Annotated in this window: 24 protein-coding genes and 1 pseudogene; 10 read left to right on the top strand and 15 right to left on the bottom strand. The window is 66.8% G+C overall.

Annotated features, from left to right (window positions below; translation table 11 throughout):
* Positions 1 to 23: 23 nt before the first annotated feature.
* From QWU11_RS29860 to QWU11_RS29845, 4 genes are all read right to left on the bottom strand, one after another.
* A complete protein-coding gene (locus QWU11_RS29860; RefSeq protein WP_290117782.1) occupies positions 24 to 356 on the bottom strand; it encodes a type II toxin-antitoxin system VapC family toxin in 333 nt (110 codons plus the stop codon).
* Positions 357 to 431: 75 nt separating this feature from the next.
* Positions 432 to 632, bottom strand: a complete 201-nt coding sequence (locus QWU11_RS29855) for a hypothetical protein (RefSeq protein WP_290117781.1) — start codon at positions 630 to 632, stop codon at positions 432 to 434.
* A 146-nt stretch (positions 633 to 778) separates the two neighbouring features.
* Positions 779 to 1096 (bottom strand): hypothetical protein, encoded by a 318-nt coding sequence (locus QWU11_RS29850; RefSeq protein WP_290117780.1) that lies wholly within the window; start codon positions 1094 to 1096, stop codon positions 779 to 781.
* 19 nt (positions 1097 to 1115) lie between these two features.
* A complete protein-coding gene (locus tag QWU11_RS29845) occupies positions 1116 to 2054 on the bottom strand; it encodes a recombinase family protein (protein WP_290117817.1) in 939 nt (312 codons plus the stop codon).
* Positions 2055 to 2834: 780 nt separating this feature from the next.
* Here QWU11_RS29845 and QWU11_RS29840 point away from each other — a divergent pair.
* The gene (locus QWU11_RS29840) at positions 2835 to 5351 is read left to right on the top strand and encodes an NACHT domain-containing protein (RefSeq protein WP_290117779.1); all 2517 of its coding nucleotides are present in this window, start codon (positions 2835 to 2837) and stop codon (positions 5349 to 5351) included.
* Between the two features lie 377 nt (positions 5352 to 5728).
* On the opposite strand, the gene QWU11_RS29835 is transcribed toward QWU11_RS29840, so the two are convergent.
* The 3 genes from QWU11_RS29835 to QWU11_RS29825 all read right to left on the bottom strand — a co-directional run bounded on the left by QWU11_RS29835 (position 5729) and on the right by QWU11_RS29825 (position 8218).
* Positions 5729 to 6643 (bottom strand): LysR substrate-binding domain-containing protein, encoded by a 915-nt coding sequence (locus QWU11_RS29835; protein ID WP_290117778.1) that lies wholly within the window; start codon positions 6641 to 6643, stop codon positions 5729 to 5731.
* A gap of 332 nt (positions 6644 to 6975) precedes the next feature.
* Positions 6976 to 7683, bottom strand: a complete 708-nt coding sequence (locus QWU11_RS29830) for an STAS domain-containing protein (protein ID WP_290117777.1) — start codon at positions 7681 to 7683, stop codon at positions 6976 to 6978.
* A 247-nt stretch (positions 7684 to 7930) separates the two neighbouring features.
* Positions 7931 to 8218 (bottom strand): GlsB/YeaQ/YmgE family stress response membrane protein, encoded by a 288-nt coding sequence (locus QWU11_RS29825; RefSeq protein WP_290117776.1) that lies wholly within the window; start codon positions 8216 to 8218, stop codon positions 7931 to 7933.
* 338 nt (positions 8219 to 8556) lie between these two features.
* On the opposite strand from QWU11_RS29825, the gene QWU11_RS29820 reads away from it, so the two are divergent.
* The 4 genes from QWU11_RS29820 (at position 8557) to mgtA (ending at position 15465) form a co-directional block, all read left to right on the top strand.
* A complete protein-coding gene (locus QWU11_RS29820) occupies positions 8557 to 9237 on the top strand; it encodes a hypothetical protein (RefSeq protein ID WP_290117775.1) in 681 nt (226 codons plus the stop codon).
* A 64-nt stretch (positions 9238 to 9301) separates the two neighbouring features.
* Entirely contained in the window at positions 9302 to 11647 is a 2346-nt protein-coding gene (locus QWU11_RS29815; RefSeq protein WP_290117774.1) for a phosphoketolase family protein, read from the top strand.
* A 21-nt stretch (positions 11648 to 11668) separates the two neighbouring features.
* A complete protein-coding gene (locus QWU11_RS29810) occupies positions 11669 to 12784 on the top strand; it encodes an acetate/propionate family kinase (RefSeq protein WP_290117773.1) in 1116 nt (371 codons plus the stop codon).
* Positions 12781 to 15465 (top strand): magnesium-translocating P-type ATPase, encoded by a 2685-nt coding sequence (gene mgtA / locus QWU11_RS29805; protein ID WP_290117772.1) that lies wholly within the window; start codon positions 12781 to 12783, stop codon positions 15463 to 15465. The genes QWU11_RS29810 and mgtA overlap by 4 nt, the downstream gene beginning before the upstream one ends.
* An 18-nt stretch (positions 15466 to 15483) precedes the next feature.
* On the opposite strand, the gene QWU11_RS29800 is transcribed toward mgtA, so the two are convergent.
* Positions 15484 to 17769 carry an NACHT domain-containing protein gene (locus tag QWU11_RS29800; RefSeq protein ID WP_290117771.1) on the bottom strand — a complete coding sequence of 762 codons (2286 nt, stop codon included), beginning with the start codon at positions 17767 to 17769 and terminating at the stop codon, positions 15484 to 15486.
* Positions 17770 to 18063: 294 nt separating this feature from the next.
* On the opposite strand from QWU11_RS29800, the pseudogene QWU11_RS29795 reads away from it, so the two are divergent.
* Positions 18064 to 18295: pseudogene (locus QWU11_RS29795) on the top strand (transposase); the annotation flags it as partial.
* 195 nt (positions 18296 to 18490) lie between these two features.
* Here QWU11_RS29795 and QWU11_RS29790 read toward each other — a convergent pair.
* The 4 genes from QWU11_RS29790 to QWU11_RS29775 form a co-directional block, all read right to left on the bottom strand.
* Positions 18491 to 19240 (bottom strand): helix-turn-helix transcriptional regulator, encoded by a 750-nt coding sequence (locus QWU11_RS29790; RefSeq protein WP_290117821.1) that lies wholly within the window; start codon positions 19238 to 19240, stop codon positions 18491 to 18493.
* A gap of 29 nt (positions 19241 to 19269) precedes the next feature.
* Positions 19270 to 19422, bottom strand: coding sequence for a hypothetical protein (locus QWU11_RS29785; RefSeq protein ID WP_290117770.1), 153 nt, complete (start codon positions 19420 to 19422; stop codon positions 19270 to 19272).
* A gap of 328 nt (positions 19423 to 19750) precedes the next feature.
* Positions 19751 to 20212, bottom strand: coding sequence for an SDR family NAD(P)-dependent oxidoreductase (locus QWU11_RS29780; RefSeq protein WP_290117816.1), 462 nt, complete (start codon positions 20210 to 20212; stop codon positions 19751 to 19753).
* Positions 20213 to 20354: 142 nt separating this feature from the next.
* Positions 20355 to 21146, bottom strand: coding sequence for an SDR family oxidoreductase (locus QWU11_RS29775; protein WP_290117769.1), 792 nt, complete (start codon positions 21144 to 21146; stop codon positions 20355 to 20357).
* 116 nt (positions 21147 to 21262) lie between these two features.
* Here QWU11_RS29775 and QWU11_RS29770 point away from each other — a divergent pair, with 116 nt between their 5' ends.
* From QWU11_RS29770 to QWU11_RS29760, 3 genes are all read left to right on the top strand, one after another.
* On the top strand, positions 21263 to 22666 hold the full coding sequence (locus QWU11_RS29770) for an MFS transporter (protein WP_290117768.1): 1404 nt from the start codon (positions 21263 to 21265) through the stop codon (positions 22664 to 22666).
* Positions 22667 to 22739: 73 nt separating this feature from the next.
* On the top strand, positions 22740 to 22904 hold the full coding sequence (locus QWU11_RS29765) for a hypothetical protein (RefSeq protein WP_290117767.1): 165 nt from the start codon (positions 22740 to 22742) through the stop codon (positions 22902 to 22904).
* A 5-nt stretch (positions 22905 to 22909) separates the two neighbouring features.
* A complete protein-coding gene (locus QWU11_RS29760) occupies positions 22910 to 24007 on the top strand; it encodes a sigma-70 family RNA polymerase sigma factor (RefSeq protein ID WP_290117766.1) in 1098 nt (365 codons plus the stop codon).
* Positions 24008 to 24040: 33 nt separating this feature from the next.
* Here QWU11_RS29760 and QWU11_RS29755 read toward each other — a convergent pair whose 3' ends face one another.
* Positions 24041 to 24385: a hypothetical protein gene (locus tag QWU11_RS29755; protein ID WP_290117765.1), complete on the bottom strand. Its 345-nt coding sequence runs from the start codon at positions 24383 to 24385 to the stop codon at positions 24041 to 24043.
* Between the two features lie 159 nt (positions 24386 to 24544).
* Between QWU11_RS29755 and QWU11_RS29750 the strand changes: the two genes are divergently transcribed.
* The gene (locus tag QWU11_RS29750; protein ID WP_290117764.1) at positions 24545 to 24835 is read left to right on the top strand and encodes a hypothetical protein; all 291 of its coding nucleotides are present in this window, start codon (positions 24545 to 24547) and stop codon (positions 24833 to 24835) included.
* A gap of 6 nt (positions 24836 to 24841) precedes the next feature.
* Here the strand turns inward: QWU11_RS29750 and QWU11_RS29745 are convergent, their stop codons facing one another.
* The gene (locus tag QWU11_RS29745) at positions 24842 to 25459 is read right to left on the bottom strand and encodes a class I SAM-dependent methyltransferase (RefSeq protein ID WP_290117763.1); all 618 of its coding nucleotides are present in this window, start codon (positions 25457 to 25459) and stop codon (positions 24842 to 24844) included.
* Between the two features lie 92 nt (positions 25460 to 25551).
* Positions 25552 to 26436, bottom strand: a complete 885-nt coding sequence (locus QWU11_RS29735) for a YqcI/YcgG family protein (RefSeq protein WP_354670917.1) — start codon at positions 26434 to 26436, stop codon at positions 25552 to 25554.

The raw sequence follows: 26436 nt of genomic DNA, 5'->3' as shown, positions 1-26436 counted from the left end.
TGGGCGAGCGACTCGCCCACTGCCTACCGAGTGATCAGTGTCAGGCCCTCGTGCTCGGCGAAGTCTTCGAAGTCTTTGACGTTGAGCGTCGCCAGCGGCAGGCCGTAGGTGAGAGCACAGGCCGCGATCCAGGAGTCATTGGCAGGTCGGGGCCGACCGCGGCGGATGGCGTACGCGGAGATCTGGCCCCACGTTCGCGCGACGTCGTCGGTATACGGAAGGACGATCACTCCGTCGAGCCAGTGGCCCAAGGCGTCACGGTTGCGCCGGCCCCACTGTCGAAGTTCGGCCCACTGGGTCAGCTCGCCGAGCGTGACGAACGTGATGCATGGCTGTTTGCCGATGAGCCGGGTCATGACAGATGACGGGAGCCGGCGCTTCAAGCTCAGGGATGAGACGTCTGTGTCGAGGACTACGCGATCCACGAGCAATCAGGCTAGGTCGGCGTGACGGGACGAGTGAACATGTTCGAGGAAAGCGTCCAGCTCCTCGTCAGTGTCGAACACGTCGTCCTGGGCCAGGTCATCAGCAGACCGGATCGGATGGACGTGCTTGCGCCGCGCCAGCTCATCGAGCGACACTGAACCACGCTCCGGACGTTCGGACGGGTAGTCCGCGCTGCTCGTAGTCATCACTGCCCCCTCGCCACGCAGTATCAACCCACTGTCTAACCACTGTATCGAGTGTTGCATGCGGCCAACCTCCTGGAGCGATGGACGCCAAGATCCAAGACGGGTAGCAGTGGGCCCGCGGGATATACGCGGGATGGCGGTTCCCCTCATAGGCTGCCGAGGTTGGTCCGGCGCAGGTCAGGGACCGGCCAGCAGGCGGATAGCCTGTGGATTCCTAAACCGTGTGCCGCAGGTTCGAATCCTGCCGGGGGCACCCAGAACAACGCGTCACCGAGTACACCCGAGGTGCGTCGACCTTCGTCCTGGTCGTCCCGGTCGTCCTGTGTGGCTTCGGTGAGCGTAATGATCGTTTCTTCGCGGATCGTCACCTGGATGGTGGCTTCGTGACGGGCTCGGTTGTAGTGGACGTTCAGGTGGAAGGCGTCATAGAGCCGGCGTTCGAGGCTCTTGGGGAGTTCGGCCATGTCGGCCTGCAGCTAGGGATCAGATCGAGTAGGTCGGCGTCGCCTCCGGATGGCGATGTGTCGATCTTGATCTGGTCGAGCTCGGACTGCTTGGTTCGCCGGGTGACGGTGAGTTCGGCGAAACGACGTTGGATGGTCTGCCGGTACTCGGCGTCGGCGTCGGTGTCGCCGGTGGCTTCGAAGTTCTCCAGTTGGTCGATGAGGTTGTCCTGGCGCCGTTGAAGCCCGGTGAGTTCACGCGTGAGTTGCTTGCGCTGGAAGATCGCGCTGTCGTCGCGTTGATCTTTGGCGGAGCGCGTCCCTTGTGATGCTGCCGTTGCGGCTGGCACGCGAGGAAGGCGACGTCACGTCGTGTCTTCCCGAACATGCGGCGGTCGCAGAAATCACAGATGACATAGGAGCGCAGCCGATAAGAGCGCTTCGCCTGCGGGTGATCGTTGATTCCGGCGCCCGTACGGGAGCCTTGCCGGTACTTGGCCACCGGTGAGGCGGCTTCGAACAATTCCTTGGTGACCAGCGGCTCATGGGTGGGGCGTGGTGACCAGACCCGTTCACTCGGCGGATTAAAACGCCCGCCCTTCTTGGTCGCCCGCCGGTTCCACACCATGTGGCCGGTGTACCTCGGATTCCCAAGAACGCCGCGGACGGCCGGCCGTGTCCATCGCCCGACCGCCCGCCGCGGATCGACCGGCGCGGGAGGCGGGTGCGCCGTGGAATCGGTGTTCAGCCGGTCGGCGATGTCGTCATAGCCGAGCCGTTGCAAAGCCCGCAGCTGGAAGATCAGGGTCACCGTCGGCGCTGTGGCCGGATCGGGGACCAGGCGGGTCCTGGTCTTGCCCTCCGCGCGTCTCGCCGGCACCGGATGAGGGCGCTTTCGGCCAGGTAGCCGTATTGAGGGCGGCCGATGTTCCAGCTGCTCGGTGTGCTCGCAGAACCCGTCCCAGGACAGTTCGAGCATCTGCACGACGTACCATTCGGCGATCGCCTGATTGATCCTTCGGGTGAGGATCGGGCCGGCTCGCTTCCGGGACCGCTGACCTGTGGGTGCCGAGTATCGTGTCACAGGTTCTGATCTGGGGTTTCGTGTGCTCGACAGGCTCGGGTCCGGCAGGATCTGCTGGATTGCGCTGCTCCCCCAGGGCACAGGCGTCGAAAGATGCCGAGGTCTTGGTACTGCGTCATCAGCTCGCGTTGCTCCGCCGCCAGACCGCGGCTCCTCGGCCATCGTGGGCGGACCGGGCGATCATTTCCGCGCTCGCGCGACTGCTCCCGCGACCCGCCGGCACCACCTGTTCGTCACCCCACGGACGCTCTTGCGCTGGCAGGCCGATCTTGTGAAGCGACGTTGACCTACTCCAAGCACAGGCCGGGACGACCGCCGATCCGCCCCACCATTCGAGCCTTGGTGCTGCGGCTGGCCGCCGAGAACCCGGACTGGGGGTACCGGCACATCACCGGGCAGACCGCCGGCTTGGGTCAAGATCACGAAATCAGTGCCAGATCCACGTGTCGTCGATAATTCACCGACGAGGACTTCATGGTCCTCGATCGATTTCTCCGAGCAGCGTGAACCACACATGATTATAGGATTTTCCAATCGCTCCATCCCGCCCGCCGAACACGAAACCAGCTACTACGCTCGACACCGGCCCCAACCGGCGGCAGGAGTCAACTTATAGAGCCTCCACCGAACCGGAGCGGCTCAGCACAGTAGTTCAACAAGATTGAGGACTTGGCCATGGCTGGTCACGACGACCGATCCGGAGACACTTATAACACCGTCTCCAACAGTGTCGTCCGCTTTCTAGTCCAGGCCAGGGATATCGAACAGATCACCATCCACGTCGAGCGCGGGTCCCCGCAGGACGACGCGACCGAACGCCTCGCATCACAGGTGCGGGCGCGATGGCTCGCCGAAGTTGCGGTGCTCGGCGTGGACGACGAGTACCCACTCGAGGTCCGGTGGTCGACGTCCGATCTGCCAGTGGCTGGCCGAGAGCCCAGGATCGCCGGGCTGGCCAGCGCGTTCCACGAGTTGCACCAACGTATGGTCGTGGTCGGTGACCAGGGCGCCGGCAAGACAACACTGGCGATGCTGCTGGTGCTGGAGCTACTGGCACAGCGGAAGCCGAGAAATCCGATACCTGTGCTGTTGTCGATCTCCTCCTGGTCGGAGGAGGAACACCTGCACACGTGGATGGCTCGTCGCCTTGGGGAGGAGCACCCCTGGTTGAGGGGCCAGGCAGGGGAGTTGGTTTCCGAACGGCGGGTGTTCCCGGTTCTCGATGGGCTGGACGAACTGCCCGAGGCGCGTCGCGCCGAGTGCCTTGCCAGGATCAACAGATCCTTGAGCACTAAGGAACCGATCGTCCTAACCTGCCGCACAGCCGAGTACGAAGCGGCTGTCGCCGCGGTGGGCGGCGAGCTCAGGTCGGCCATCATGCTCCGGGCCGAGCCGGTCAGCCCGGACGCCGCGGCCCGCTACCTGCGCGAGTCGGTGCCGCACGAGCGAGCCGATGAGTGGGTGCCGGTTCTCAGACAGCTCTTCGATAGCCGTGAGACGCCGCTGGCCGCCGCGTTAAAGACACCGCTGATGATCTGGCTGTTGCGCACGGTCTACTCCAGGCCCAACACGCACCCCGGTGAACTGGCCGATCCCCTACGTTTTTCCACTGCGGAGGCAGTGCGCGATCACCTCCTTGACGGCCTGATACCCGCTGTCTACGGCGCTGATCCACCGGCTCCGGAGCGGCGGGTACGGCGTTGGGACGCTCAGCGCGCCGATGCGTGGTTAAGATTTCTCGCGCGCCACCTGGTTCGCCAGGGTACCGACGAGCTCGCATGGTGGCAGTTGCACAGGGCCATCCCGCGGGCGTTGTCCGTGCCGGCCGTGGCGGCCCTGGTCGTATTCGTCTTCGTGCCCTTAGCTGAGTGGATCGCCGCGACACTGGCCGACGTTCCGGCATCCGTCGCGCGGCCCGATGTCAACGTTGCGATGGTCACCGGCCTGTTCGTCGGCTTTTGCGTGGAAATCCTAGTCGCGAGGTTGTTCGGCTTCCGAGTCGGGCAACCCAGTGGCCGGACCAGATTGCCCCGGCTGCGTGCCGCTCTTGCAGCGCTACGGAAAGCCCTGTTCTCGCGCTGGGGCAAAGTGGGGTTGGCTTTCACGGCTGTGCTCGGCTTGTTCGGGACCGTGGGCAATTTCAAGGAACGTGCTGTGTCCCTAGTCGGGGCAGGGGTTTTCCTGCTGCTCGTGTTGTTCAAGGTCGCCGTCGCCGCACCAGCCGCCGTGGACGAGGTCACCGCCCCGGATACGCTGCTGCGCGGTGATCGCCGAGCCACCGTGCTCACCCTGAGCGTGGTGGGCGGCATCGTATGGGCCGGGGACAGCGGATTAGCCGCTTATGCGGGGGTGCACAGCCTGATCTCCGATGTCTGCATCGGCTTGGGCGCCCTGGCCGGGACAACCATCGCTGTGCTGGTACTAAGCGCCTGGTTTCGGTGGGTCCTGACGCGAGTATCCCTGGCGGGTTCGGGCCGCCTGCCGTGGTCACTGGTGCGTTTCTTACGCGATGCGCACAAATTGGGGCTACTGCGGCAGGTTGGGGGCGTGTATCAGTTCCGTCATCGCAGCGTGCGAGACCGACTGGCCGGGTTCGTCACCAACGATTCCGCTCCCGTGACGGTCGTCCCCGTGCCTGAGGCACCGCTGTCGGTCATGCCCAGGATAGGCGCGGCCGAGTCGGCCATTCCTGACGGTGAGTACCGGTGTCCTCTCCGCGGCCCGGTGTTCCGCCCTAGGATGTTGATGCTGTTCTGGCCGCTCGCACTGGCTATTATCGTCCTCCTCAACCAAAGCGGCTGGTATCCAGGGGCATGGCGGAGTCTGGTCGTCCTCCTTGCACTGCCGTTCCTGGCCCTCACCCCACTACTCGTGATGCGCCGGAAGTACAGCGGTGAGCTAGTGATCAACGGCGAGTTCATTGAGGTTACCAACCCTCTACACCCCTTTCGGTTGTCCTGGCAGGACATCGACAAGGTGACTGTAGGCAGGGCGCGGACAGCGCCTGGACAAGGATCCAACCGCTACGCGCTCCAGGTTCAGTTGCGGCCAAGCGCCCAGCCCCCCGCCCGAGCAATTTACCTGCGGGACGGACATCTACTCGTCTGCTATGTCGGGCGCGTCGCCAAAGTCACCCCACAACTGCACCAAGCGCTCGCCCAGTTCGCCGGGCCACGCTGGAACAGTGGTTAGGCGAGGTCAGTGATGCTAATGGCATCATCGATAAGCGCCAAGGCGACCTCTTTGAGTTTGCGGTTGTTGCTGTGTGCGTAGCCGCGAAGGGCGATGAATGATCGGTCCATCGACAAGCCTCGGCGTTTACGGCCGCCGCTCCGTCCACTTCGGTACTCGCTTGGCGCAGTACGAGGTTGAGCGCGGCGGAGGCGGACGTGACACGTCGGCCGGCTGTACCTCCGACAGCAGCCCCGGCCGTTTCCGATACAGATCAAGCACACCAACCCGAATCGTCCCGCCGACGGCATCGGTGATCGACCCCAGATTTGGTCGGCCCGGCCCTCATCCACGCCCGGAATCCGCGAACACCTTCCGTACGCTGAAGCCATCCGCGATCAGTGGATCGTCCGGGCCGGGGAGGCCAGCCACCCCAGTCGCTCCGACATCACTTTGGTGCAGTTGACGACGGCACGTACGAGATCGGAGGTGTCCTTCGCCCGCCACAGAAGCGACCAGGGGTAGTCGGACATGGGTTCGACCAGCGGCCGCCAGATGGTGCCCGGGAGCGCCGAGATACACGATGACGGCACACAGTACAGGCACCGTCCGCCGGCGACCAGGTCGACGGCGGCGCGGATGCTCTCCACGGTCCCCTTGTAGACCGCAGGGGTGAACCCGGCCTGCCTGCACATCTCAACCACGAACTGGTTGAACTCCGGCGCCCGCCCGTCTTCGGCGAGCAGCAGCGGCTCGCGGGCGAGCGTGGCGACGGGCACGCCGTCCATGGCCGTGAAGCGATGCCCGTCGGGCACCAGCACCCCCAGCGGGTCGTCGCGGAACAGGTGCGAGGCCACCCCGGGCGGGGCCAGCGCCGCCCGGCCGATGCCCACGTCGAGGCGGCCGTCGAGAAGCTGCTGGTACTGCTCAGGAACGCTGAGCTCGACCTGGTGGATCACCAGGTCCGGATGGCGCGCCTGGACCTCGTGCAGGATCTGCGGCATCGAGTCATAGCTCGCGTCAATGATGCCCACCCGGAGGCTCGGGGACGATCCGGCGGCGCTGCGGGCTATCTGCGCCGCGCGATCGATGTGGGCGAGGATCTGGCGGGCCTCGACCAGGAACGCCGCACCCGCCGTGGTCAGCCGGACGTAGTGCGTACTGCGCGCCAGCAGGCGAACGCCCAACTCGCGTTCGAGCCGCTGCAACTGCTGGCTCAGCGCCGACTGCACGATGTGCTCCCGCGCCGCCGCCCGGCCGAAATGCAACTCCTCGGCCAGCGTCACGAAGTAACGAAGCTGGCGAACCTCCATGTCCCGCCACCTCCGCTCGGGTCGCCGGGATCACGGACCACCACGGTCCGCTGTCCAGCATCTCAGGGATGAGCACACAAATGTGACGCGCCAGGCCCTCGCGACGGTGGGCGCGCATTCCCCGGTTGGAGACCGCGGCATTGTCCGGCGGTGCACTCCCACTGGCCGCGGCGAGCACGGTCCGCGGCCGCTACGTCCTCATCTGGTCTTCCGGGCCCCCGGCCGAGACCGAGCGGCACATGCCACAGGTAGGGGAATGCCGGTTCAGCCGGAAGCCTTCGGCGGCACGATAACGCTGGGTGGCCCTCCCACAACGCCATTCTCCGCCCGATCTACAGCTGATGCCCGTCCGCCTCAACGATTCGCCGTAGACGGCTCGCGGCTGCGGCGACGGCCGGGGAGTGGGTGAGGGGGTGGCGCCTCAGCGTGAGAACGAGGGAACGCGCCGCGTGGGCGAGAGCGGTCTGGTCGAGGCCGGCGTACGCTCCGGCCAGGATGTGGAGCACGGGAGTGAACCGGCCGTCAGGGTCGGCCTCGTGCCACGCGTCGATCTCGGCGAGCAGGGTGGCGATCGCCGGCCGTAGTTCCTCGATGTCCGGTGTAGCGGTGTGTTTCATCACGAGCCCGGAGCCGGTGGCCTCGGACCTTGTCGCCTCCGCGGCCCGATGCCGAATGGTCTTCGCGCCGGTGGTCGCGGCGGGGACACTGGGGAAGATGTCCAGCTTTCGGTGGAGGCCCAGGGAGTAGATCACCGTCATCGTCGATGGTGCGGGGGCGACCAGGCGGAGGACACCGCCGAGAAGCGTGGCGCGGCGACCGATTCCGATGAGTACGGCGAGGCCGCTGGCGTCGCAGAAGTCCACCCCGGACAGGTCGACGATGAGGTGGCCGGCATCGGGCCGGAGCGCCCCGAGAAGCTGCTCGCGCAAGGTGGGAACGCAGGCGATGTCGAGTTCGCCGCTGAGTTCAGCGATGGTGTAGCCGTTCCGAACGTGAGAGACGAAGCTCAGTCCAGGCGGCCGGTCAGGGCCAGGACTCACGCGAGGGCCTCCCCGTCAGATGCGATCGAAGCTGCTCGGTGCCGACTGCCGCGGGGCGCCTCGGCAGTTACGCGAGGGCACCATTCACGAATCCGAGCAAGGCCCACCATTTCAGCTGATCACCGGTCGGCCGGTCGATGGAACGCCGCCGTGGGGCGTTCTGACGGCAACCCCACAGCGGCAGTCTCGGATGCCGCCTCCGGCCCGGTTCAAGGCATGGGCGGGCGGGGCCGCGGCGTCGGCACGCTCACCTGCGTCCTCCGGAGAACCGGCCACGGTTCTGCCCGGTGACCAGATGGGACGCGAGCAGAAGGACTGCGGCGCCCAGGATGGCGGTGACCCAGGTAGAGAGGTTGAACAATCCCTGCGTGCCGTTGACATGGAACAGCCGCGTGGCAAGGAGACCGCCCAGCAGCGCTCCGGCGATACCGATTAATGTGGTGATGACCAGTCCATGACCGTCCCTGCCGGGAACCAGCGTTTTGGCGGCAATTCCTGCCACCAGCCCGAGAATGACCCAGGCGATGATGCCCATGACCGACTCCGAACGCTAGATGACTCAAGGTCTGCGGAAGGTCGGTCTTCCGGGCCGGTCGACGCAGAGGGCCCGGTCTCATCCACGAATGCGGAGGCCGAGCTGTTTCACTCTCTAGTGAACGCCGCCCCCGTCCTCCGGGAAACAGTTGATCGAGGAAGAACCCATCACCAGGACCGATCACCACCCGCAATGGTCACCGGCGAACCGTTCCGAGCTCATCTGGCGCGTCTAATAGCGGACGTCTCCAAGAACTCTTGAAGACGTCAAATTCATGTTACATGACGGCGCAAAATAATCCGCGGGATGCTTTCTGGGCCCGGCCATCTGGTGCGGTGATGAGTTCAGCGCAGATCGACTGTTTCCCCTCAGCGCCGGTCACGGTTGCCTGGGGACGACATCGGCTTTGGGAATGGGAACACATGACCGCGAAAGCTCCCGGGTCCGGCTACCGGCCGTCCCACCGTCTGCGACTGTCTCGGCGGTATCCCGGCCCGCCGGCCCCCATCGCCTCGCCGCGTACGTCCTCTCAGACGTCGGCCGCCCGGTGCCTGTGGGCGGCTACGCGTCTGGGTCTGGGCTGGGTCTTCCTGTGGGCCTTCCTGGACAAGACCTTCGGGCTCGGACATGACACCACCGGCGAACAGGCCTGGCTCCACGGCGGTCACCCCACGCAGGGTTTTCTCAAGTTCGGAACCAAGGGGCCGCTGGCCGGGCTCTACCGTCACCTCACCGGTGTCACCGTGGTCGACTGGCTGTTCATGATCGGGCTGGCTGCCGTCGGCGCCGCCCTGATCCTGGGAATCGGAATGCGCATCACAGCCGCCGCGGGGGCGCTGCTGATGGTGATGATGTGGAGCGCGGTGCTCCCGCCCGCCGGTAACCCGTTCATGGATGACCATCTGATCTATGCCCTGCTGCTCATCGGGCTGGCGATGGTCGGTGCGGGCGACGCCCTCGGCTTGGGCCGCTGGTGGCGCAGCACCGGACTGGTCCGATCCCTGCCCATTCTGAAGTGACCTTTACCCAGGTAAGCCCAGCCCCTGGCCAAGATGACGGCCGTGCGAGAAGTGGGGAGTCTTCGTGGACCCGATCGAGCGCGACCTGATCGACGCCTGGTGGCGGGCGGCCAACTACCTGTCGGCCGCACAGATCTACCTGATGGCCAACCCACTGCTGCGCGAACCGCTGCTGCGCGAGCACATCAAGCCGCGCCTGCTGGGGCACTGGGGCACCTCGCCCGGCCTGAACTTCTGTTACGTCCACCTGAACCGCGTCATCAAGGCGCGCGACCAGGACATGATCTACGTGATGGGTCCTGGCCACGGCGGTCCGGCGGCGGTCGCGAACGCCTGGCTCGAGGGCTCCTACAGCGAAACCTACCCGCGGGTCTCCCAGGACGCCGAAGGGATGGAGCGGCTGTTCCGGCAGTTCTCCTTCCCCGGTGGCATCCCCTCCCACGTCGCGCCGGAGACGCCGGGCTCCATCCACGAGGGCGGCGAGCTCGGCTATTCCCTGGCGCACGCCTTCGGCGCCGCGTTCGACCATCCAGGACTGGTGGTGGCCTGCATCGTCGGGGACGGTGAGGCCGAGACCGGGCCGCTCGCGGCGAGCTGGCACTCCAACAAGTTCCTCGATCCCGTACGGGACGGCGCGGTACTGCCGATCCTGCATTTGAACGGCTACAAGATCGCCAACCCGACCGTGCTCGCCCGCATCCCCGAGTCCGACCTCATCAGCCTCCTCGAAGGGTACGGATACCGCCCCTATGTCGTGGCCGGTAGCGATCCGGAGGTGCTGCACGACCTGATGGCGGACACGCTGGACCAGGCGATGGATGACATCACGGCGATCCAGCAGGCGGTGCGGGCGGGCCGGGTCTTCGAACGACCGGTCCGCTGGCCGATGATCGTGCTACGCACACCCAAGGGATGGACGGGTCCCAAGACGGTCGACGGCCTACCGGTCGAGGGCACCTGGCGCGCCCACCAAGTACCACTCGCCGAGGTCCGTGCCAATCCCGGGCATCTGGCTCAGTTGGAGCAGTGGTTGCGCTCCTACCAGCCCGAAGGCCTCTTCGCCGACGACGGCCGGCCGGTCGCCGCCCTGCGCGAGCTGGCACCGGTCGGCACCCGCAGGATGAGCGCCAACCCGATGGCCAACGGCGGGATGTTGCTACAGCCGTTGGACCTGCCGCGGTTCGAGACGTACGCCGTTCCCGTGGACAAGCACGGGACCATCGTCAGCCAGGCGACCCAGGTGCTGGGCGGCTACCTTCGCGATGTCGTCGCCGCCAACCCCGACAGCTTCCGGGTCATGGGCCCTGACGAGGTCGTGTCCAACCGGCTCTCGGCGCTGTTCGAGGTCACCGACCGGGTCTGGCAGGCCGAGCGGCTGGAGACCGACGAGCATCTGGCTCCGCACGGCCGGGTGATGGAGGTGCTGAGCGAGCACCTGTGCCAGGGCTGGCTCGAGGGGTATCTGCTGACCGGCCGGCACGGGATGTTCACCAGCTACGAGGCGTTCATCCACATCGTCGGCTCGATGTTCAACCAGCACGCCAAGTGGCTCAAGGTCACCCGGCATCTGCCCTGGCGGCGTCCGATCGCCTCGCTGAACTACCTGCTGTCCTCGCATGTGTGGCGGCAGGACAACAACGGCCTCACTCACCAGGACCCCGGCTTCCTCGACGTGGTGCTGAACAAGAAGGCCGAGGTGGTTCGCGTCTATCTGCCACCGGACGCCAACACGCTGTTGTCGGTCGCCGACCACTGCCTCCGCTCTCGTGATTACGTCAACGTCATCGTTGCGGGCAAGCAGCCCGAGCTCACCTGGCTGCCGATGGAGGAGGCCGTGGCTCACTGCGTCCGCGGCATCGGCATCTGGGAGTGGGCGAGTACCGACGGCGGCGCCGACCCCGACGTGGTGCTGGCCTGCGCGGGCGACGTGCCGACGCTGGAGACGATGGCGGCCGTCGACCTGCTCCGCCGGCACCTCCCGGAGCTGCGCGTACGGGTCGTCAACGTGGTGGACCTGCTGAAGCTCCAGCCGCCGAGCGAACACCCGCACGGCCTGCCCGACGCCGAGTTCGACGCCTTGTTCACCACCGACAAGCCCGTCGTCTTCGCCTTCCACGGCTACCCGTGGCTGATCCACCGGCTGACCTACCGCCGCGCCGGCCACCCCAACCTGCACGTACGGGGCTACAAGGAGGAGGGCACCACCACGACCCCGTTCGACATGGTGATGCTCAACGACCTGGACCGGTTCCACCTGGTGATGGACGTCATCGACCGGGTGCCCGGACTCGGCGGCCGGATGGGCCACATCCGGCAGCAGATGAGTGACGAGCGGCTCCGCCACCGCGCCCACACCCGAGAGCACGGCGAGGACTCCGCCGACATCCGCGAGTGGGCGTGGCCGTACTGACCCCTCGACAGGAGCTGAAAGATGCGGGTATTGGTCATCAACGCCGGATCCTCGAGCCTGAAACTGCGGTTGCTCGACGCGCACGACGCCCCCCGGCACGACGACGACCTGCCCGCCGGGCCGGACGGGTTCGACACGGACCGGCTGCGCGAGATCCTGAAAGGCTGGGAGCGGCCCGACGTGGTCGGGCACCGGATCGTGCACGGCGGGACGCGTTTCACCGGACCAGCCCGGATCGATGACGACGTCCGGGAACGGCTGGGAGAGCTGACCGCCCTCGCCCCGCTGCACCAGCCCAAGTCCCTCGCCGCGCTCGACGCCGTCACCTCGCTGCTGCCCGACGTCCAGGCCACGGCCAGCTTCGACACCGCGTTCCACACCACCATCCCCGCCGCGGCCTCGACCTATGCGATACCGCGCGAATGGCGGGACCGCTATGCGATCCACCGCTACGGGTTCCACGGGCTGTCGCACGCCTACTGCTCCCGGCGCGCCGCGGAACTACTCGGCCGCCGGATCGAGGATCTCCGGATCGTCACCTGTCACCTGGGAGCCGGCGCCTCGCTCACCGCCGTGGCCGGTGGACGCAGCGTCGACACCACCATGGGCTTCACCCCGCTGGAGGGCCTGGTCATGGCCACCCGATCGGGTACCGTCGACCCCGGGCTGGTGCTGTGGCTCCAGGAACAGCGACGGCTGACACCGCACGAGATCGCCACCGCGCTGGAGGAACGCTCCGGACTCACCGCGCTGGCCGGCACCGGAGACATGCGGTCGATCGTGGCCGCCGCCACGCGCAGGGAACCGGCCGCCACTCTCGCCCTGGACGTCTACATCCATCGGCTCGCGGGCGGGATCGCCGCGATGAGCGCCGCCCTCGGAGGCCTGGACGTGCTCGCCTTCACCGGCGGGGTCGGTGAGCACTCCCCTACGGTGCGGCAGCGGGCGGTCGAGCCGCTGGGCTTCCTCGGCGCCCGCATCGACGCCCGCCGTAACACTGCCGTCCAGGGCGACGGTGACATCACCACCACCGGAGCCACTGTCGCGACCGTGGTGATCACTGCGCGCGAAGATCTGCAGATCGCGCGCGAGGCCCGTACGCTCCTCGGCGCGCCGTCCGGATCGAGCCGACGATGACGGTCACCGTGAAGCCCACCGCCCGAATCTTCGAGACCACGGCGGAGGCGGCCAGCAAGACCACCGAGCAGACGCTGCGTGAGCTCGGGGTCTCCGCCGAAGGCCTGTCCGCGCAGGAGGTCGCGGCGCGGCAGGCGCGGTGGGGGCCGAACGCGGTGGCCACCCACCGGGCGCGGCCGTGGTCGGTGCTGTGGCATCAACTGCGGTCTCCGTTGCTGGGCCTTCTGCTGGCCGCCGCGCTCGCCTCCTTCCTGGTCGGCGAACGCGATTCCGCGATCATCATCGCGGTGATCGTCGCGGTCTCGGTCGGGCTCGGCTTCGTCAATGAGTACCGCGCCGAGAGGGCCGCCCAGGCCCTGCACTCCCAGATCCATCACCAGACGCTCGTCACCCGCGACGGCCAGACGACCGCGGTCGACGTCGCCGCCCTGGTCCCCGGCGACCTCGTACGGTTGCGGCTCGGCGACATCATCCCCGCCGACCTCCGGCTGATCGACGTCACCGGCCTGGAGTGCGAGGAGTCGGCGCTGACCGGCGAGTCACTGCCGGTCGACAAGACCACCGGCCCCGTCCCGGCAGGCACACCACTGGCCGACCTGTCCGGCTGCGCGCTGATGGGTACCGTGGTGCACGCCGGCAGCGCCGACGGGGTCGTGGTGGCCACCGGTGCCCGCACCGAGTTCGGCAGGATCGCCGCCGGGCTCGGCACACACCCGCTCGACACCCAGTTCCAGATCGGGCTCCGCCGCTTCTCCATGCTGCTGGTCTATGTCGCCGGGGCGCTGACCATCACGATCTTCGTGATCAACGTCGTGCTGCACAGACCGATCATCGACGCGCTGCTGTTCTCTCTCGCCATCGCGGTCGGCATCACCCCGCAACTGCTGCCAGCCGTGGTCTCGACCAGCCTCGCCGCCGGATCCCGGCGGATGAGCCGTCGCAAGGTGCTGGTCAAACGCCTGGTGTGCATCGAGGACCTGGGCGACGTCGACGTCCTGTTCACCGACAAGACCGGCACCCTCACCCAAGGACGCGTCGACTACATGCGCGCCGTCCCAGCCGACGGCGGCGACCCCGGCGCCGTGCTGCGCCTGGGATTGCTGTGCACCGAGGACTCGGCCCCCGGGGAGCAGACGGTGGCCGGCAACCCCCTCGACCAGGCACTGTGGCGATCGTCTGAGGCCGCGTCCCTGCAGGCCGCGCAGGCCGGCCACACACGTCTGGCGGTGCTCCCGTTCGACCACGACCGCCGCATGATCTCGGTCCTGGTCCGTGATCCGGCAGGCCGGACGCTCCTCATCACCAAGGGAGCGCCGGAGACCGTACTGGAACGCTGCACCGATGTGACGGACGCGGCACGTACGGCGCTGAACGCCGAGTTCGCCCAGGGCAACCGCGTCATCGCCGTCGCTACCCGGCCCCTGCCCGAAGGCCACCGGCCGCAGAACGGCGACGAGCACGGCCTGCGGCTCGCCGGGTTCCTGGTGTTCCTGGACCCGCCCAAACAGGACGCCGCCCAGGCCCTGCGCCGCCTGGCCGACCTGGGGATCACCGTCAAGGTCGTCACCGGAGACAACGCCGCCGTCGCCGGCAAGGTCTGTCGCGACCTGGGACTCGGCGCCGGTGGCGCACTGACCGGCACCGACCTGGACGCGCTCGACGACGCCGGCCTCGCCGCAGCGATCGCCCGCACCACCGTGTTCGCCCGGGTCACCCCCGAGCACAAGGCCCGCATCGTCCACGCTCAACGGCACAGTGGCGGCGGGGTCGCCTTCCTCGGTGACGGCGTCAACGACGCGCTCGCGCTGCACGCCGCCGACGTGGGCATCTCCGTCGACTCGGCCACCGATGTCGCCAAGGACGCCGCCGACGTGATCCTGCTGGAAAAGGATCTCGGCGTACTCGCCGACGGCGTCGCCGAAGGACGGCGGATCTTCGCCAACACCATCAAATACGTGCTGATGGGGACGTCCAGCAACTTCGGCAACATGGCGTCGGCCGCCGGCGCGTCGCTGTTCCTGAGCTTCCTGCCGATGCTGCCGTCCCAGATCCTGCTCAACAACCTGCTCTATGACTCCAGCCAGTTGGCGATTCCCACCGACAACGTCGATGAGGAGCAGCTACGCCGCCCCTCACACTGGGACATCACCTTCATCCGCCGCTTCATGATCTACTTCGGCCCGCTCAGCTCGGTGTTCGACTTCGCCACCTTCGCCGTCATGCTGTGGATCTTCCACTCCGGCCCCGCACAGTTCCGCTCCGGCTGGTTCGTCGAATCCCTCGCCACCCAGACCCTGGTCATCTTCGCGATCCGCACGCGCCGCATCCCGTTCTTCCGGAGCCACCCCAGCCTGCCACTCACCCTTGCCGCGCTCGGCGTCGTCGCCGTCGGCGCACTGCTGCCCGCGACACCGCTCGCTCATGCCCTCGGCTTCCGGCCGCTGCCCATCGGGTTCTTCGCCGCGCTCGCCGGCATGGTGGCCGGCTATCTCGCCCTGATCGAAATCGGCAAACGCTTCTTCTACCGAATCGCGGCCACGACACCGCCACCCACGGCACGCGCCGCCAATCGATACCGACACCTACGCCGCCGCGCCGCGCACTTCAGCACCGCTGTCCGCCGAACGGGGGGAACCTCAACTGGGGCGCGAGTCCCAAAATCGGACGTCGAAAAGCGGTAAAGCCGAGTATCCAAAACGTCAAAAACGGAAACTCATAGGTTCTTCTAGAACCGCAAGCACTTCTCGTCGCAAGCCCTTTACTTGTACATAGAGCGTGTCATTACTCCCAAAAGCGCGAGCGATCCACCCGTTTGAGACAAGCTTGCTAATGACGTCTGGCACCAACTCGCGACTGCGCATATCAAGGCCTCGCGAAAGAGCACCTTCCTTTCGGCCACCTCCCGGCCTATCGTATATCTTCTTGAGTATGGTTAGGGCGACCCGCCGTTCGGATGGTATATTGAGTTCCATGATTGCCGCAGTTGTCTGGTGTGCGGCCGAGAAAGCCTCTATATCACAGTTTTCAAAACTGCTCGTCAGCCATTCTGGAAGTCTCGAAAACCCATCGAAATATCCAATTAGACAATTCTGGAATGTCGGTATCTTGTCATCAGCATCCAAGTCAGCGACATCCAGTATCTCAACGACGCAGTCTTTGTATGTTGTGCGAGACATTACCGGGTCATTGCCTATAAGTGCTATCGACGGGAAGATTACACCCTCGATTAGGAAGTTCGTTCGAACGCTCGTGGGATCGGTATCTAGTTCGGTAGACACCTGCAAAGAATCTGCGAGTACCGCATCGTAATGATGATGGTCCTGTCGGCGCTTAGAGACAGCGAGTACGGCGGAAGGTGTCACGCTAGCATCGCGACACGCGGCCGCCGCAACACCTATACCGAGCGAATCTGTTCCGGTAACCCAAGCCGCCCTTCTCGAAAGAGGGTGGCCGTCGTACGGTGTGGTCAAGTACTGGGCCAAGTCCTCGCCATATGCGGTTTCGGCGAGCGCCTTGTCGGCAAAGAACCGCTCTTCGCCGCCTCCTTCACGATCAGAAGTCGGTGAGTCTGATATTGCCAGTCCCGGCAGGCGAAGCAAAACCTGCGATCCTTCTTCATCGGGTTCGCGTCCATTCACCTCAATAAATGCGGTACGGAGCATATCGGCATCTACCGGGCCGTTCTCGTCGCCCTTCGCGCGCGCAATTGTAGCCACGCGAGATACCAGATGGCGTATTACCTCTGGTCGAACTGCCGTAAATATGCGAGATTCTCGCTCGCAAAGAGCGTAGAAGAGCTTTCGCCAAGCCACTGCCGGCGTTGAAAGCGTCGGGTCAATTTCTGAGAACAAATTCATAGCGACAAGATAGCCAATGAGTAGCGGCCTGGTCGGCATCCAGTCAGGAACGGACCACTCCACACCCGCCAACTCTAGATACTCGCTGAGCTGCCGTCTGTCGAAATCATGAATGGTGAGCAAAGATGAATCGCCAGTAAATCCCAAAGCGTCAAACATTTCGCTCTTGGAAGAGAAGTAGTGCGACCGCCCACACGCGATAAGCCCAACGCCATGTGGACTTTCCTGGACTAGCTTCCTCACCGCCGAGAGAGCCTGCCAGCGGAAGCTCTTCAAGTCAGATGCGCTCCCAAGCCATCGTGGAGGCACAACCTCGTCGAAACCGTCCAGCAGAAGAACGCATGAACCGGCTCGCCATGCCGAGATGAGACTCGCCGAATCGGCAAAGCCGATTTCCTCAGAGTGGCGACGTATCACTTCCGAGGGACTCCTAAGTCCGACACAATCTCGCAAATTTATATGTAGCGGAAAAGGGGTCAGCTTATGCTTGCGGAAATGCATTTTCCGGAGGGTCGCATAGATCTCGCGTAGCGCATGGCTTTTTCCGGTACCGAATTCCCCCGATAGCAAGAATCGTTTACCGCCCAGGAGTTGGGTGACGACATCTTGAAGTGATAGTTCCGAAACGCCTTCGCCAAAAAATGAGACGGGCACCTTTACGGCTGGCAAGTTCTGCCGAGATGAATAGGCGATACTGCCAAATGGAGCGTTTGTGCGGGCGTTCAGGTATTTTTCCGAGTCGCACAATCTGTGTTGCAAGGTCGCGACACTGATTACATGGACGGCCACCTTCGATCCATGAAGGATCTGTGATATAGCCTTCCGTTGTTCTGCGTTGGGTTCTTCTCTTGTGACAAACCAGCCCGTCAAGCTCTTAAATGCATTATCCGGCTGACGTTGCAGTTCGGTTAGCATCTGCATCAGCTTGCGTGCGTCGTCCCTAGCCTTCTTTACGTCTCTCCGAACCGTAAATTCATACGCATTTATCGCCGTGGCGTCAACGAATACCGCGTCTCGCTCACGGCCTTGGTAAATTATCGGGCCCTGCAGACTGCCTGGATCGTGAATGGCTCGCGCAATCCGGAGTGCCCGAATTTCGAATTCGGGTCCAGTCTCATCTGTGTCCATGGGTACGCTACTCTTAAGCTAAAGGGCATTAAGGGTGCGATCCTACCAAAAGGTCGCAAGCTACGCATTACCCTTAAACGGTGATTGACGGGCGAGACGAGGCCAAGCCAGGTCAGTCCAGATGTTGGCGGCAGGTCGCCGTCACCGGTGTACTGCACGGCTTGGCCTCGTCTAGATGGCCGGCCGCGTCGGGAGGCTTGGCCTCTAAGCTGTCGACCACCCGGGCGTGCTGAGCACAGACCTCCTCGTTGGCGGGCTTTTCGAAGATGGTCGCAGCGGTGGCGGGTGCGGTCGGCACGGCCCGATCTGCTGGCCTTCACCGGCTTCCCGCGCGAGATCTGGCGGCAGATCCGATCCAACAATCCCCAAGAACGACTGAACAGAGAGATCCGTCGGCGTACCGACTTGGTCGGGATCTTCCCCGACCCGGAGCGCGATCATCCGCCCGGTCGGCGCGGTGCTGATGGAACAGACCGACGAATGGACCGAAGCCCGCCGCTACATAGGCCTGGAATTCCTTGCCAAAGCCCTCGATCATCCGGTTGATCCATGCTTCGTCGCCGTCGAGGCGACCCGTGTACGCTTTCCACGGCATGTCCACGCTGCGACCCAGGCGACGCGCGACTCCTTTGGGCGGGACACCGGCGTCGAGCAGGAGCGCCGTGTGCCGGAGACCGTACGGGCGGCGTCGCAGGCGTGGGTGATCCGCCGCTCGGACCGGTCACTCCTGCCGCATGGACTCGGCCTCGTCGCAGACCTGCCGCACCTGGTCGGCGGTCAGACGGCGGACCTCCCAGATCAGCTCGGCCACCTCGGCCGCCGCCGGGTTCGGTGGGGAGATGTCACCGGCCGGTTCGATTCCGGTGATGGCGGCGAGGTCGTCGGCGGGGATGCCCAACACCGTCGCGAAACCGACCAGCAAGTCAGGGGTCAGCTCCTTGCGACCGTGACCCACCATGCCGATCGTCGCAGCGGACAGATACAGATGCCTGGTCAGCAGCCCTAAAGCCCAGACCCCGCCCGACCAATCCAGATTCCGGTTGCCCAGCATGCGTACGAGCACGGCGCCGAAGCCCGGCTCGTACTGCTCCCGCTTCTGCGGCGGCGGTACCGGCTGCGTACGGTCCCATTGAGGCAATGACCGGACGAGCCGCAACAACCGGCGTCTGTGCTCCGGCGACAGGTACACGGCACGCCCGACGAGTCGGCGAACCCACACTCTGGCGTTCGCGTCCAGCGGGGCCAACTCCTCTGGCACCGCCACCCCGGCGATCACGAACAGGTCCGCGACATGCAGCCTGAGGGCCGGCGCGAGGCGCCGAAGCAGCGACGGGCTCGGCACGACGCCATCGAACACAGTCCGAAGCTCGGACTCACCGACCCCGGCCAGCCCAGACAGACCACCGATATCCAGCCTCCGACGATCTGACAGCCGCGCCAACAGCACACCAAACGCCGGATATCCCGCCACCCCGCCAGCCTAGTAACGCACGGCAACGCTCAACCGCCCCCGGGGATGGCGCGCCGCAGGGTCGACCGGGGCACCACACGCGTCGTCTCGTACTCGACGATCCCGCCGGCGAGTGGACCGCCGAACGTGAGCGCCTGGCAGCTCCCTGAGCGGACCTCGATCCGCTCCGTACGCCAGCGCAAGAGCTCACCGCCTTGGCGCGGACCGCCTGCGGCGGGCCTGTTCGACGGCATCGCATCCGAACAGCGCTCCGCAGGCGGCCCCGAGAATCACCCCTGTACGCCGGGACCGCGACCATCGCCGCCATCTGCCGTTCCACGCTCTTCGGTGAAGAGTGGAACCGCTCACCGAAGGCCGCGGCGAACGGGTCCGGGAACATGTCCTCCTCACCCGCCTCGACGCCGTCGAGGATCTCCTTCGCGACGCCCTTGGCCGGGGTCTTCTCGAACTGAGGCGGAAGATCCTTGGTCATGTCAGTGTCGACCGGCCCCGGGTAGACGCCGTGCACCGTCACGCCCCGGGCCGCCAGCAGCGCGCGGGAGGCTGGGTCAGCGAATGCTGCGCGGCCTTCGAGGCGCTGTACGTGGGCTGGAGTGGCACGTTGCTGAGTCCGGCCGCCGAGCCGACGTGGACGATGACGCCGCCGCGCCGCGACAGCGTGTCCGCGAAGCCCCGCAGCATCCGCGGCGCCCCGAAGTAGTTGACCTCCATCTCGCGCCGGGCCACGTCGACGATCGTCTCGCCGGTCAGCTCTGTCGGCTCGAACGCGCCCGCGTTGTTGAAGAGCAGATCGACGTCCGTCGCCTGGCGTCCGGCCTCGGCGACCTGCCCGGCGTTCGTGACGTCCGACCGCAACGCAACCAGCCGGGAGCCATGGCGCTCGCGCAACGCGGCGAGCGTCTCCGGATCGCGCCGTCGCGTAACCTTCATGGCGCCGCGCTCCAGCAGCGCCTCCGTGAGCGCGCGACCGATGCCCCCGGTCGGCGCCGGTCACAAACGCCACCGATCCTGCAACTCGTACGGAATCCTGCATGTCCGTCTCCTCTGATCGCCTTGTACAGATGGAGATCCGGGGAAGCACCGGAATCCATCGGTCCGGCCGCGCGCCTGCCTCTCAGTCGGCGATCAGGCCGCCGGTGAGGTCGGCGATCGCCCCGGTCATCGCGCTGGAGCGGTCCGAGGCGACGAAGGCGGCCACGCCGGCGATCTCAGCGACCGTCGGCAGTCGCTTGCGCACCGTCAGGCCCGTCATGCGGGCCGCGAACTCGTCGCGGGTGATGCCGTACGCGTCGGCGTGCAGGCCGTACACCTCGGTGAGCTGCGTCGTCTCCGGCATCCCGGCCGCGTTCAGGCAGACGACCCGGACACCCTGAGGTCCGAGCTCGGCGGCCAGGCCCCGGGACAGCGATTCGATCGCCGCCCACGCCGGTGCCATGCCTCCCATGAGCGGGACGGCCGTACGGGACGGGCTCGCCGTGATCGTCAAGATCACGCCTGATCCATGACCGGCCATGCGCCGTCCGGCGGCCCTGGCCGTCAGGAAGTTGGCCTTGGGGTAGGTGTTCATCGGCAGATCGAAGCCCTCAGGCGTCATGTCGACGAGCCGGGTGCCCTGAATGCCCGCCTGGGGCAGGCTGATGGCGTTGAAGGAGATGTCGAGGGATCCGGCGGCCCGGACCACCGCGTCGGCGTGCGCCTCGACGGCGTCCTCGTCCAGCACGTCCACCGTGGCGGTGTCGGCGACACCGCCCGTGGCGCGGATCCTCTCGGCGATCCTGTTCAGCGCGGCGCTGGTACGCCCCGCGAGGAAGACCCGTGCCCCTTCCGCGGCGAACGTCCGGGCGACCTCGCCTCCGACGTGTCCGCCCGCCCCGTAGACGATCGCGTTCTTGTTCTCGAGCAGCACTGTCACTCCTGATCGCTTGGTACGGAAGGTTCCGTCACACCTGTCGACTCGGCGGCTCGCGAAAAGGAACCGGCCGGGACCCGATTCCTTTTCGCGGCCGGCCGGTCGGTAGTCACATGGACAGAAGATGGGTGATGGGGCTCGCCTCGGCGGCCTCGGTGATGGTGGCGCTGGACTCCACCGTGGTGACGACGGCACTGAGCCGGATCCGGCTGGATCTGGGCACCTCGATCGAACAACTCGAGTGGACGGTGAACGCCTACAGCCTGAGCTTCGCCGTACTGCTCATGACCGGTGCCGTGCTGGGCGACCGGTTCGGGCGGCGGCGGGTGTTCACGACCGGGCTGGCCCTGTTCACCGCGGCCTCGGCGGCCTGCGCGCTCGCCCCGGGCGTCAACTGGCTGATCGCGGCGCGTGTGGTGCAGGGCGCCGGGGCGGCACTGGTGATGCCGCTGGCGATGGCGTTGCTCGGCGCCGCCTACCCGCCGGCGGACCGGCCGAAGGCGCTGGGCGTCTCCGCCGGGCTGACCGGGCTCGCGGTCGTCGCCGGCCCCGTGGTCGGCGGCGCCGTCACCCAGGGACTCGCCTGGCAGTGGATCTTCTGGCTCAACCTGCCGATCGGCGTGACCATCATCCCGCTGGTGCTGCGGCGGATTCCGGAGAGCCGTGGGGGCGGTGGTGGCGTTGACGGCGGCGGCCTGGCGCTGGCGACCGGCGCCGCGCTCGGATTGGTGTGGGGCCTGATCCGCTCCCACGCCGCCGGATGGGGCAGCGCCGAGGTGACCGGGGCGCTGGTCGCGGGCGCGGTCTGCGGCGTCGCCTTCGTGGCCTGGCAGCGGGCCGCCGTACGGCCGATGGTGCCCCTGAGCCTGTTCCGTCTCCGCGGCTTCGCGGCGGGGAACGCCGCCGGAGTGTTCCTGTACGCCTCGCTCTACGGCTCCTTGTTCTTCGCGGCCCAGTACTTCCAGACCGGACGCGGCGACAGGCCGCTGACCGCCGGGTTGCACCTGCTGGCCTGGACGGTCTCGGTGACGGTCGTGGCGCCGCCGGCGGGAAGGCTGGTGAACCGGGTCGGCTCGCGTCTCCTGGCCGCGGCCGGACTGGCCATGCAGGCGGCCGGGATGGGATGCCTCGCGCTCGTCGTCACGCCTTCCGCGCCGTACTGGCAGATGGTCGCGCCGATGGTCGTCGCGGGGGCCGGCGTGAGCCTGGCGATGCCCGCCGCCCAGACCGCCGTCCTCAACGCGGTCACGCCCGAGCAGATCGGCAAGGCCTCGGGAGTGTTCAACACCGGACGGCAACTGGGCGGAGTGTTCGGGGTCGCCGTCCTGGCCCTCGTGTTCGGCAAGGCCGGCAGCTACGCCGGACCGGCCACCTTCACCTCCGGATTCGCCTGGGCGACCGCCGCCAGCGGCACGCTGTCACTGGCCGGAGCGATAGCGGCGCTGGCCATCCCGGGCCGCCGCACCGTCCCCGCCCCGAGAGCGCCCGCCGCGCGTGTGCTCACCCCCAGCCGCTGATGCCGATTCCTTTTGAGGGGTCGCCGAGTCAGTAGGCGAAAGGAGTCTTCGTGGGAAAGCGAGAGGAGCGGTCATGGCAGAGGCGACAGGGGTACGACTCAGCGCCTGGTACGGGGCGACGTCCGGACCGGGGGTGGTGGACGACGGGAGATTGATCGTCGACACGACCGTGGAGGATCCGGCCGGAAACCACCTGCGGATCGTCGAACCCGCCGCCCTGCCCGGGACCGGACGGTGACGCGGATGGGTTCCGCCTACGTCGAAGTCGATAGCCTGACGGGCGATGATCCCGCCGAAGCGTACGGCCCGGAGGGGGTACGCCTCCCGTTCGAGGCAAGCGGCCCCGCGGACCGTCCCGGTGGGCCGGCGGTGACGCCCGACGGCGACGGCTTCGCCCGGCTGACCTCCCCGTACCGGCCCGAGCTGCTGGCCTACTGCTACCGCATGCTCGGCTCGGTCCACGACGCCGAGGACCTGGTCCAGGAGACCTACCTGCGCGCGTGGCGCTCCTACGGCGCGTTCGAGGGCCGGGCGTCACTGCGCACCTGGCTCTACCGGATCGCGGTCAACGTCTGCCTCACCGCGCTGGAACACCGCAAGCGCCGGCCGTTGCCCTCGGGGCTCGGCGGTCCCGCCGAGGACCCCGAAGGCCCGACGGCGCCGCCGCCGGAGGTGAGCTGGCTACAGCCCTTCCCCGACCGCCTGGCCGGCGCCGGCTCCGACGATCCCGCCGGCATCGTCGCGACGCGGGCGAGCCTGCGACTCGCGCTGGTCGCCGCCCTGCAGTATCTGCCCCCGCGCCAGCGCGCCGTCCTCATCCTGCGCGACGTGCTCGCGATGCGCGCGGCCGAGGTCGCCGAAATGCTCGGCGTCTCCGTCCCCGCCGTCAAGAGCATCCTGCAGCGCGCCCGGAGCCGGCTCGGCCAGGTGGCACCCTCCGAAGACGGCACGGCCGAGGCCTCCGGCGCGTACCGGCGAGAGCTTCTGGACCGCTACGTCACCGCCTTCGAGCACGCCGACGTCCCGGCGCTCATGGAGCTGCTGACCGAAGAGGCCGTCCTGGAGATGCCGCCCACCCCGTCCTGGTTCGCCGGACGCGAGATCATCGGCCGCTTCTTCGGCGCCAGGGTCCTCACCGCGCCCGGCTTCTACCGGATGGTCGCGACCTCCGCCAACGGCCAGCCCGCGGCCGCCATGTACAGACGTGGGCCGGACGGCAACCATCACGCGCACGGGGTGATGGTCCTCTCGGCCTCCGACGCGGGCATCACGCGGATCGTCGCGTTCCGCGACTCGGGCCTGTTCGACTTCTTCGGACTCCCTCACACCCTCCGACCCTGACCTGGATCGACGCGGGGCTTGCAACGGTCCGGATCACCGCGTGTCCGGCTCCTCGGCCCAGGGCTGCCAGCTGAAGCCGTCCCGCCAGCCCGGCAACCGGTACAGCCACTTCGTGAACGTCTGGGATATCAACTGTGGACTCCGGCTGGAGGTCTGGAAGTGCGTGTCGGCAGTGCCCTCCCGATACTCCAGCCAGTACGAGCCATCGTCGTGGAGATAGGCCTGCATGTAGTGCTCATCGTTCTCGGCATCAAGCCGCTCCACGATGACGAAGTGATTGCCGGGACCCAGTCCGTTCAGCAGCGTTCGAATGTCCTCCGAGATCGGTCCGTCCACCACATCGCCGCGCTCGTTCGATGCGCGTGCCCGCGAAGCCATGGCGAAGAAGGTAACAACCTCCGGCCTTCCGCGGTGCTCAGGTCCTGAGTGCCGACGACCTTCAACAGGCGCAGCGTCTCGTGGGGCGGGGTTCCCGCGCTCGCAGGTCGGCCACCGACCCGCGGGTGAATCTCTCAGCGCGCAGATAGGATTCGGAAGGTGGATCTCAAAGACGCGGCACACATGGTCCTCGTGGAATCCGCTCCGTACGCGGAGCTGCGCAGTGTGGCTCAAGCCGTGTACGACGACTTCTCCGCAGGCCAGGAGGTTCCCTACATCGCCCTGCTCGGCATGGTCACCGAGGCCAGCCGCAAGGGTGTCCTGCGGACGCTCAGGCGCAAGCACACCGACCAGGCGTTCGACGAGATGGTCGTCGCGCTCCTCCATGAGACGGACCGCCAGCGGACCATCGCCGGGGATCTGCCGGTCCGCCTCAGCGCGCGGTCCTGAACGGGCCTACTGCCTGCGCATCAGCAGATGGCCCCGGCGGAAGCGCTCGTCCTCGCACGGCTCGCGCAGCATCCGGCCCACCTCGGCGAACTCCGCCTTGCGGGCCAGTTCGGCGAGCTCGTCGATCGGCCAGCGGTAGGCCGGCGTCACCTTGTGGTCGAAGACCTCGACGTCCTCGCCCTCGAAGAAGGCCAGGAGAAGGTGGCCGCCCGGGGCCAGCACCCGGCCGAACTCGGTGAAGTACGGCGGCAGCTCGCGCGGCGGGGTGTGGATGACGGAGTACCAGGAGACGATGCCGCCGAGGGCGCCGTCGGCCAGGTCCAGGCCGTCCATCGAGCCGACCTCGAACCTCAGGTCGGGATAGGTCTCACGGGCCAGGTCGATCATCACCGGCGACAGGTCGACGCCGAAGACGTCCAGGCCCAGGTCGCGCAGGTGCGCCGTCACGGGTCCCGGTCCGCAGCCGAGTTCGGCGACGGGCGCGTCCTTCACGGCCTCGGCGAAGGCCGCCAGCACCGCACGGTCCAGCGGCAGACGGTTGAGGTCATCTCGGGGAAGCTCGGCATAGCGGGCGGCGACGGCGTCGTAGGCCTCCGCCGTCGCGGACAGGTAGGAAGGCGACATGGCGGACGAGCCTAGCCCGGCCGGCGCCGCGGCAGGAACGAATGGCGGTCCGCTCCACAGCGAGCGAACCGCCGCGACTGGCTGGCAGGCCCCTAAACAGCGAGCGGACGCATGTCGGTCCACTGCTCTTCGATATGGGCGAGACACGCCTGCCGGTCCCCGCGGAAGCCGGCCGGGCTCCAGCCCGAGGGCAGTCGGCGACCGGACGGCCACAGGGAGTACTGCCGCCGGCCGTTGACGACGACCTGGTGAACCCCGATCTCCCGCGTCTTCTTCTGGTGGAACGGGCAGTGACGGAAGTCCTCGTCATTGGCGTCCGGCAGAAAGTAGCCCTTCCACTCCAGGTTGTTCGCGTCGCCGTAGTCGCCGAGCTGGGACGCCGGCTCCATTCCGTCGAACCGGCGGATGCGGTTGCGGATGACGCGCCGGGCCGACGACCCTCGCGGGCTGTCCGGTTCCAGGCCCTCGAACACCCAGCGGGGCTGGAACGTGATGAGCATTCCGGGGCTGTGGCGGCTCCGCCGCCGCGTGTGCGCGGGGGTGTTGCAGACCACGAACATCGGCTCGCCGGAGAAGCTGAACTCCCACATGGCCTCGCCGGGGTCGTCGGGAAGGCCGGACGGCCACGGCTGCGCGTCCTTCCGGTGCAGGTACTGGAGGACGTCCCAGAACCGGGAGAAGTACGAGGAGAGCGGGGCCGGCTCCGGCTCCGGGCGGAAGAAGACGACTAGTGAGGTGTCCCGGTCGATGCTCTTGTAGACGCGAAGATACTCGTTGATGACGTCGGGCAGCGGACCCCAGCGGTCGGGGTCCTTCGCGCTCTCGATGAAGGCGAAGCGCAGGGCCTTCTTCCTGGCCGCCGCGACGGCGAACGTACAGGGAAAGGACTTCTCCTCCAGCAGCGTCGCCAGCAGGTCGTCCACGCACGCCTCGCCCCAGTCGGGCAGGTCTCCGATCGTGCAGCTCTCCACATCCAT

This window comes from Actinomadura sp. DC4 (genome assembly GCF_030406325.1).
Lineage (GTDB): Bacteria > Actinomycetota > Actinomycetes > Streptosporangiales > Streptosporangiaceae > Actinoallomurus.
The sequence above is the reverse complement of the archived record's forward strand: the minus strand, read 5'-3'. Positions and strand labels throughout refer to the sequence as shown.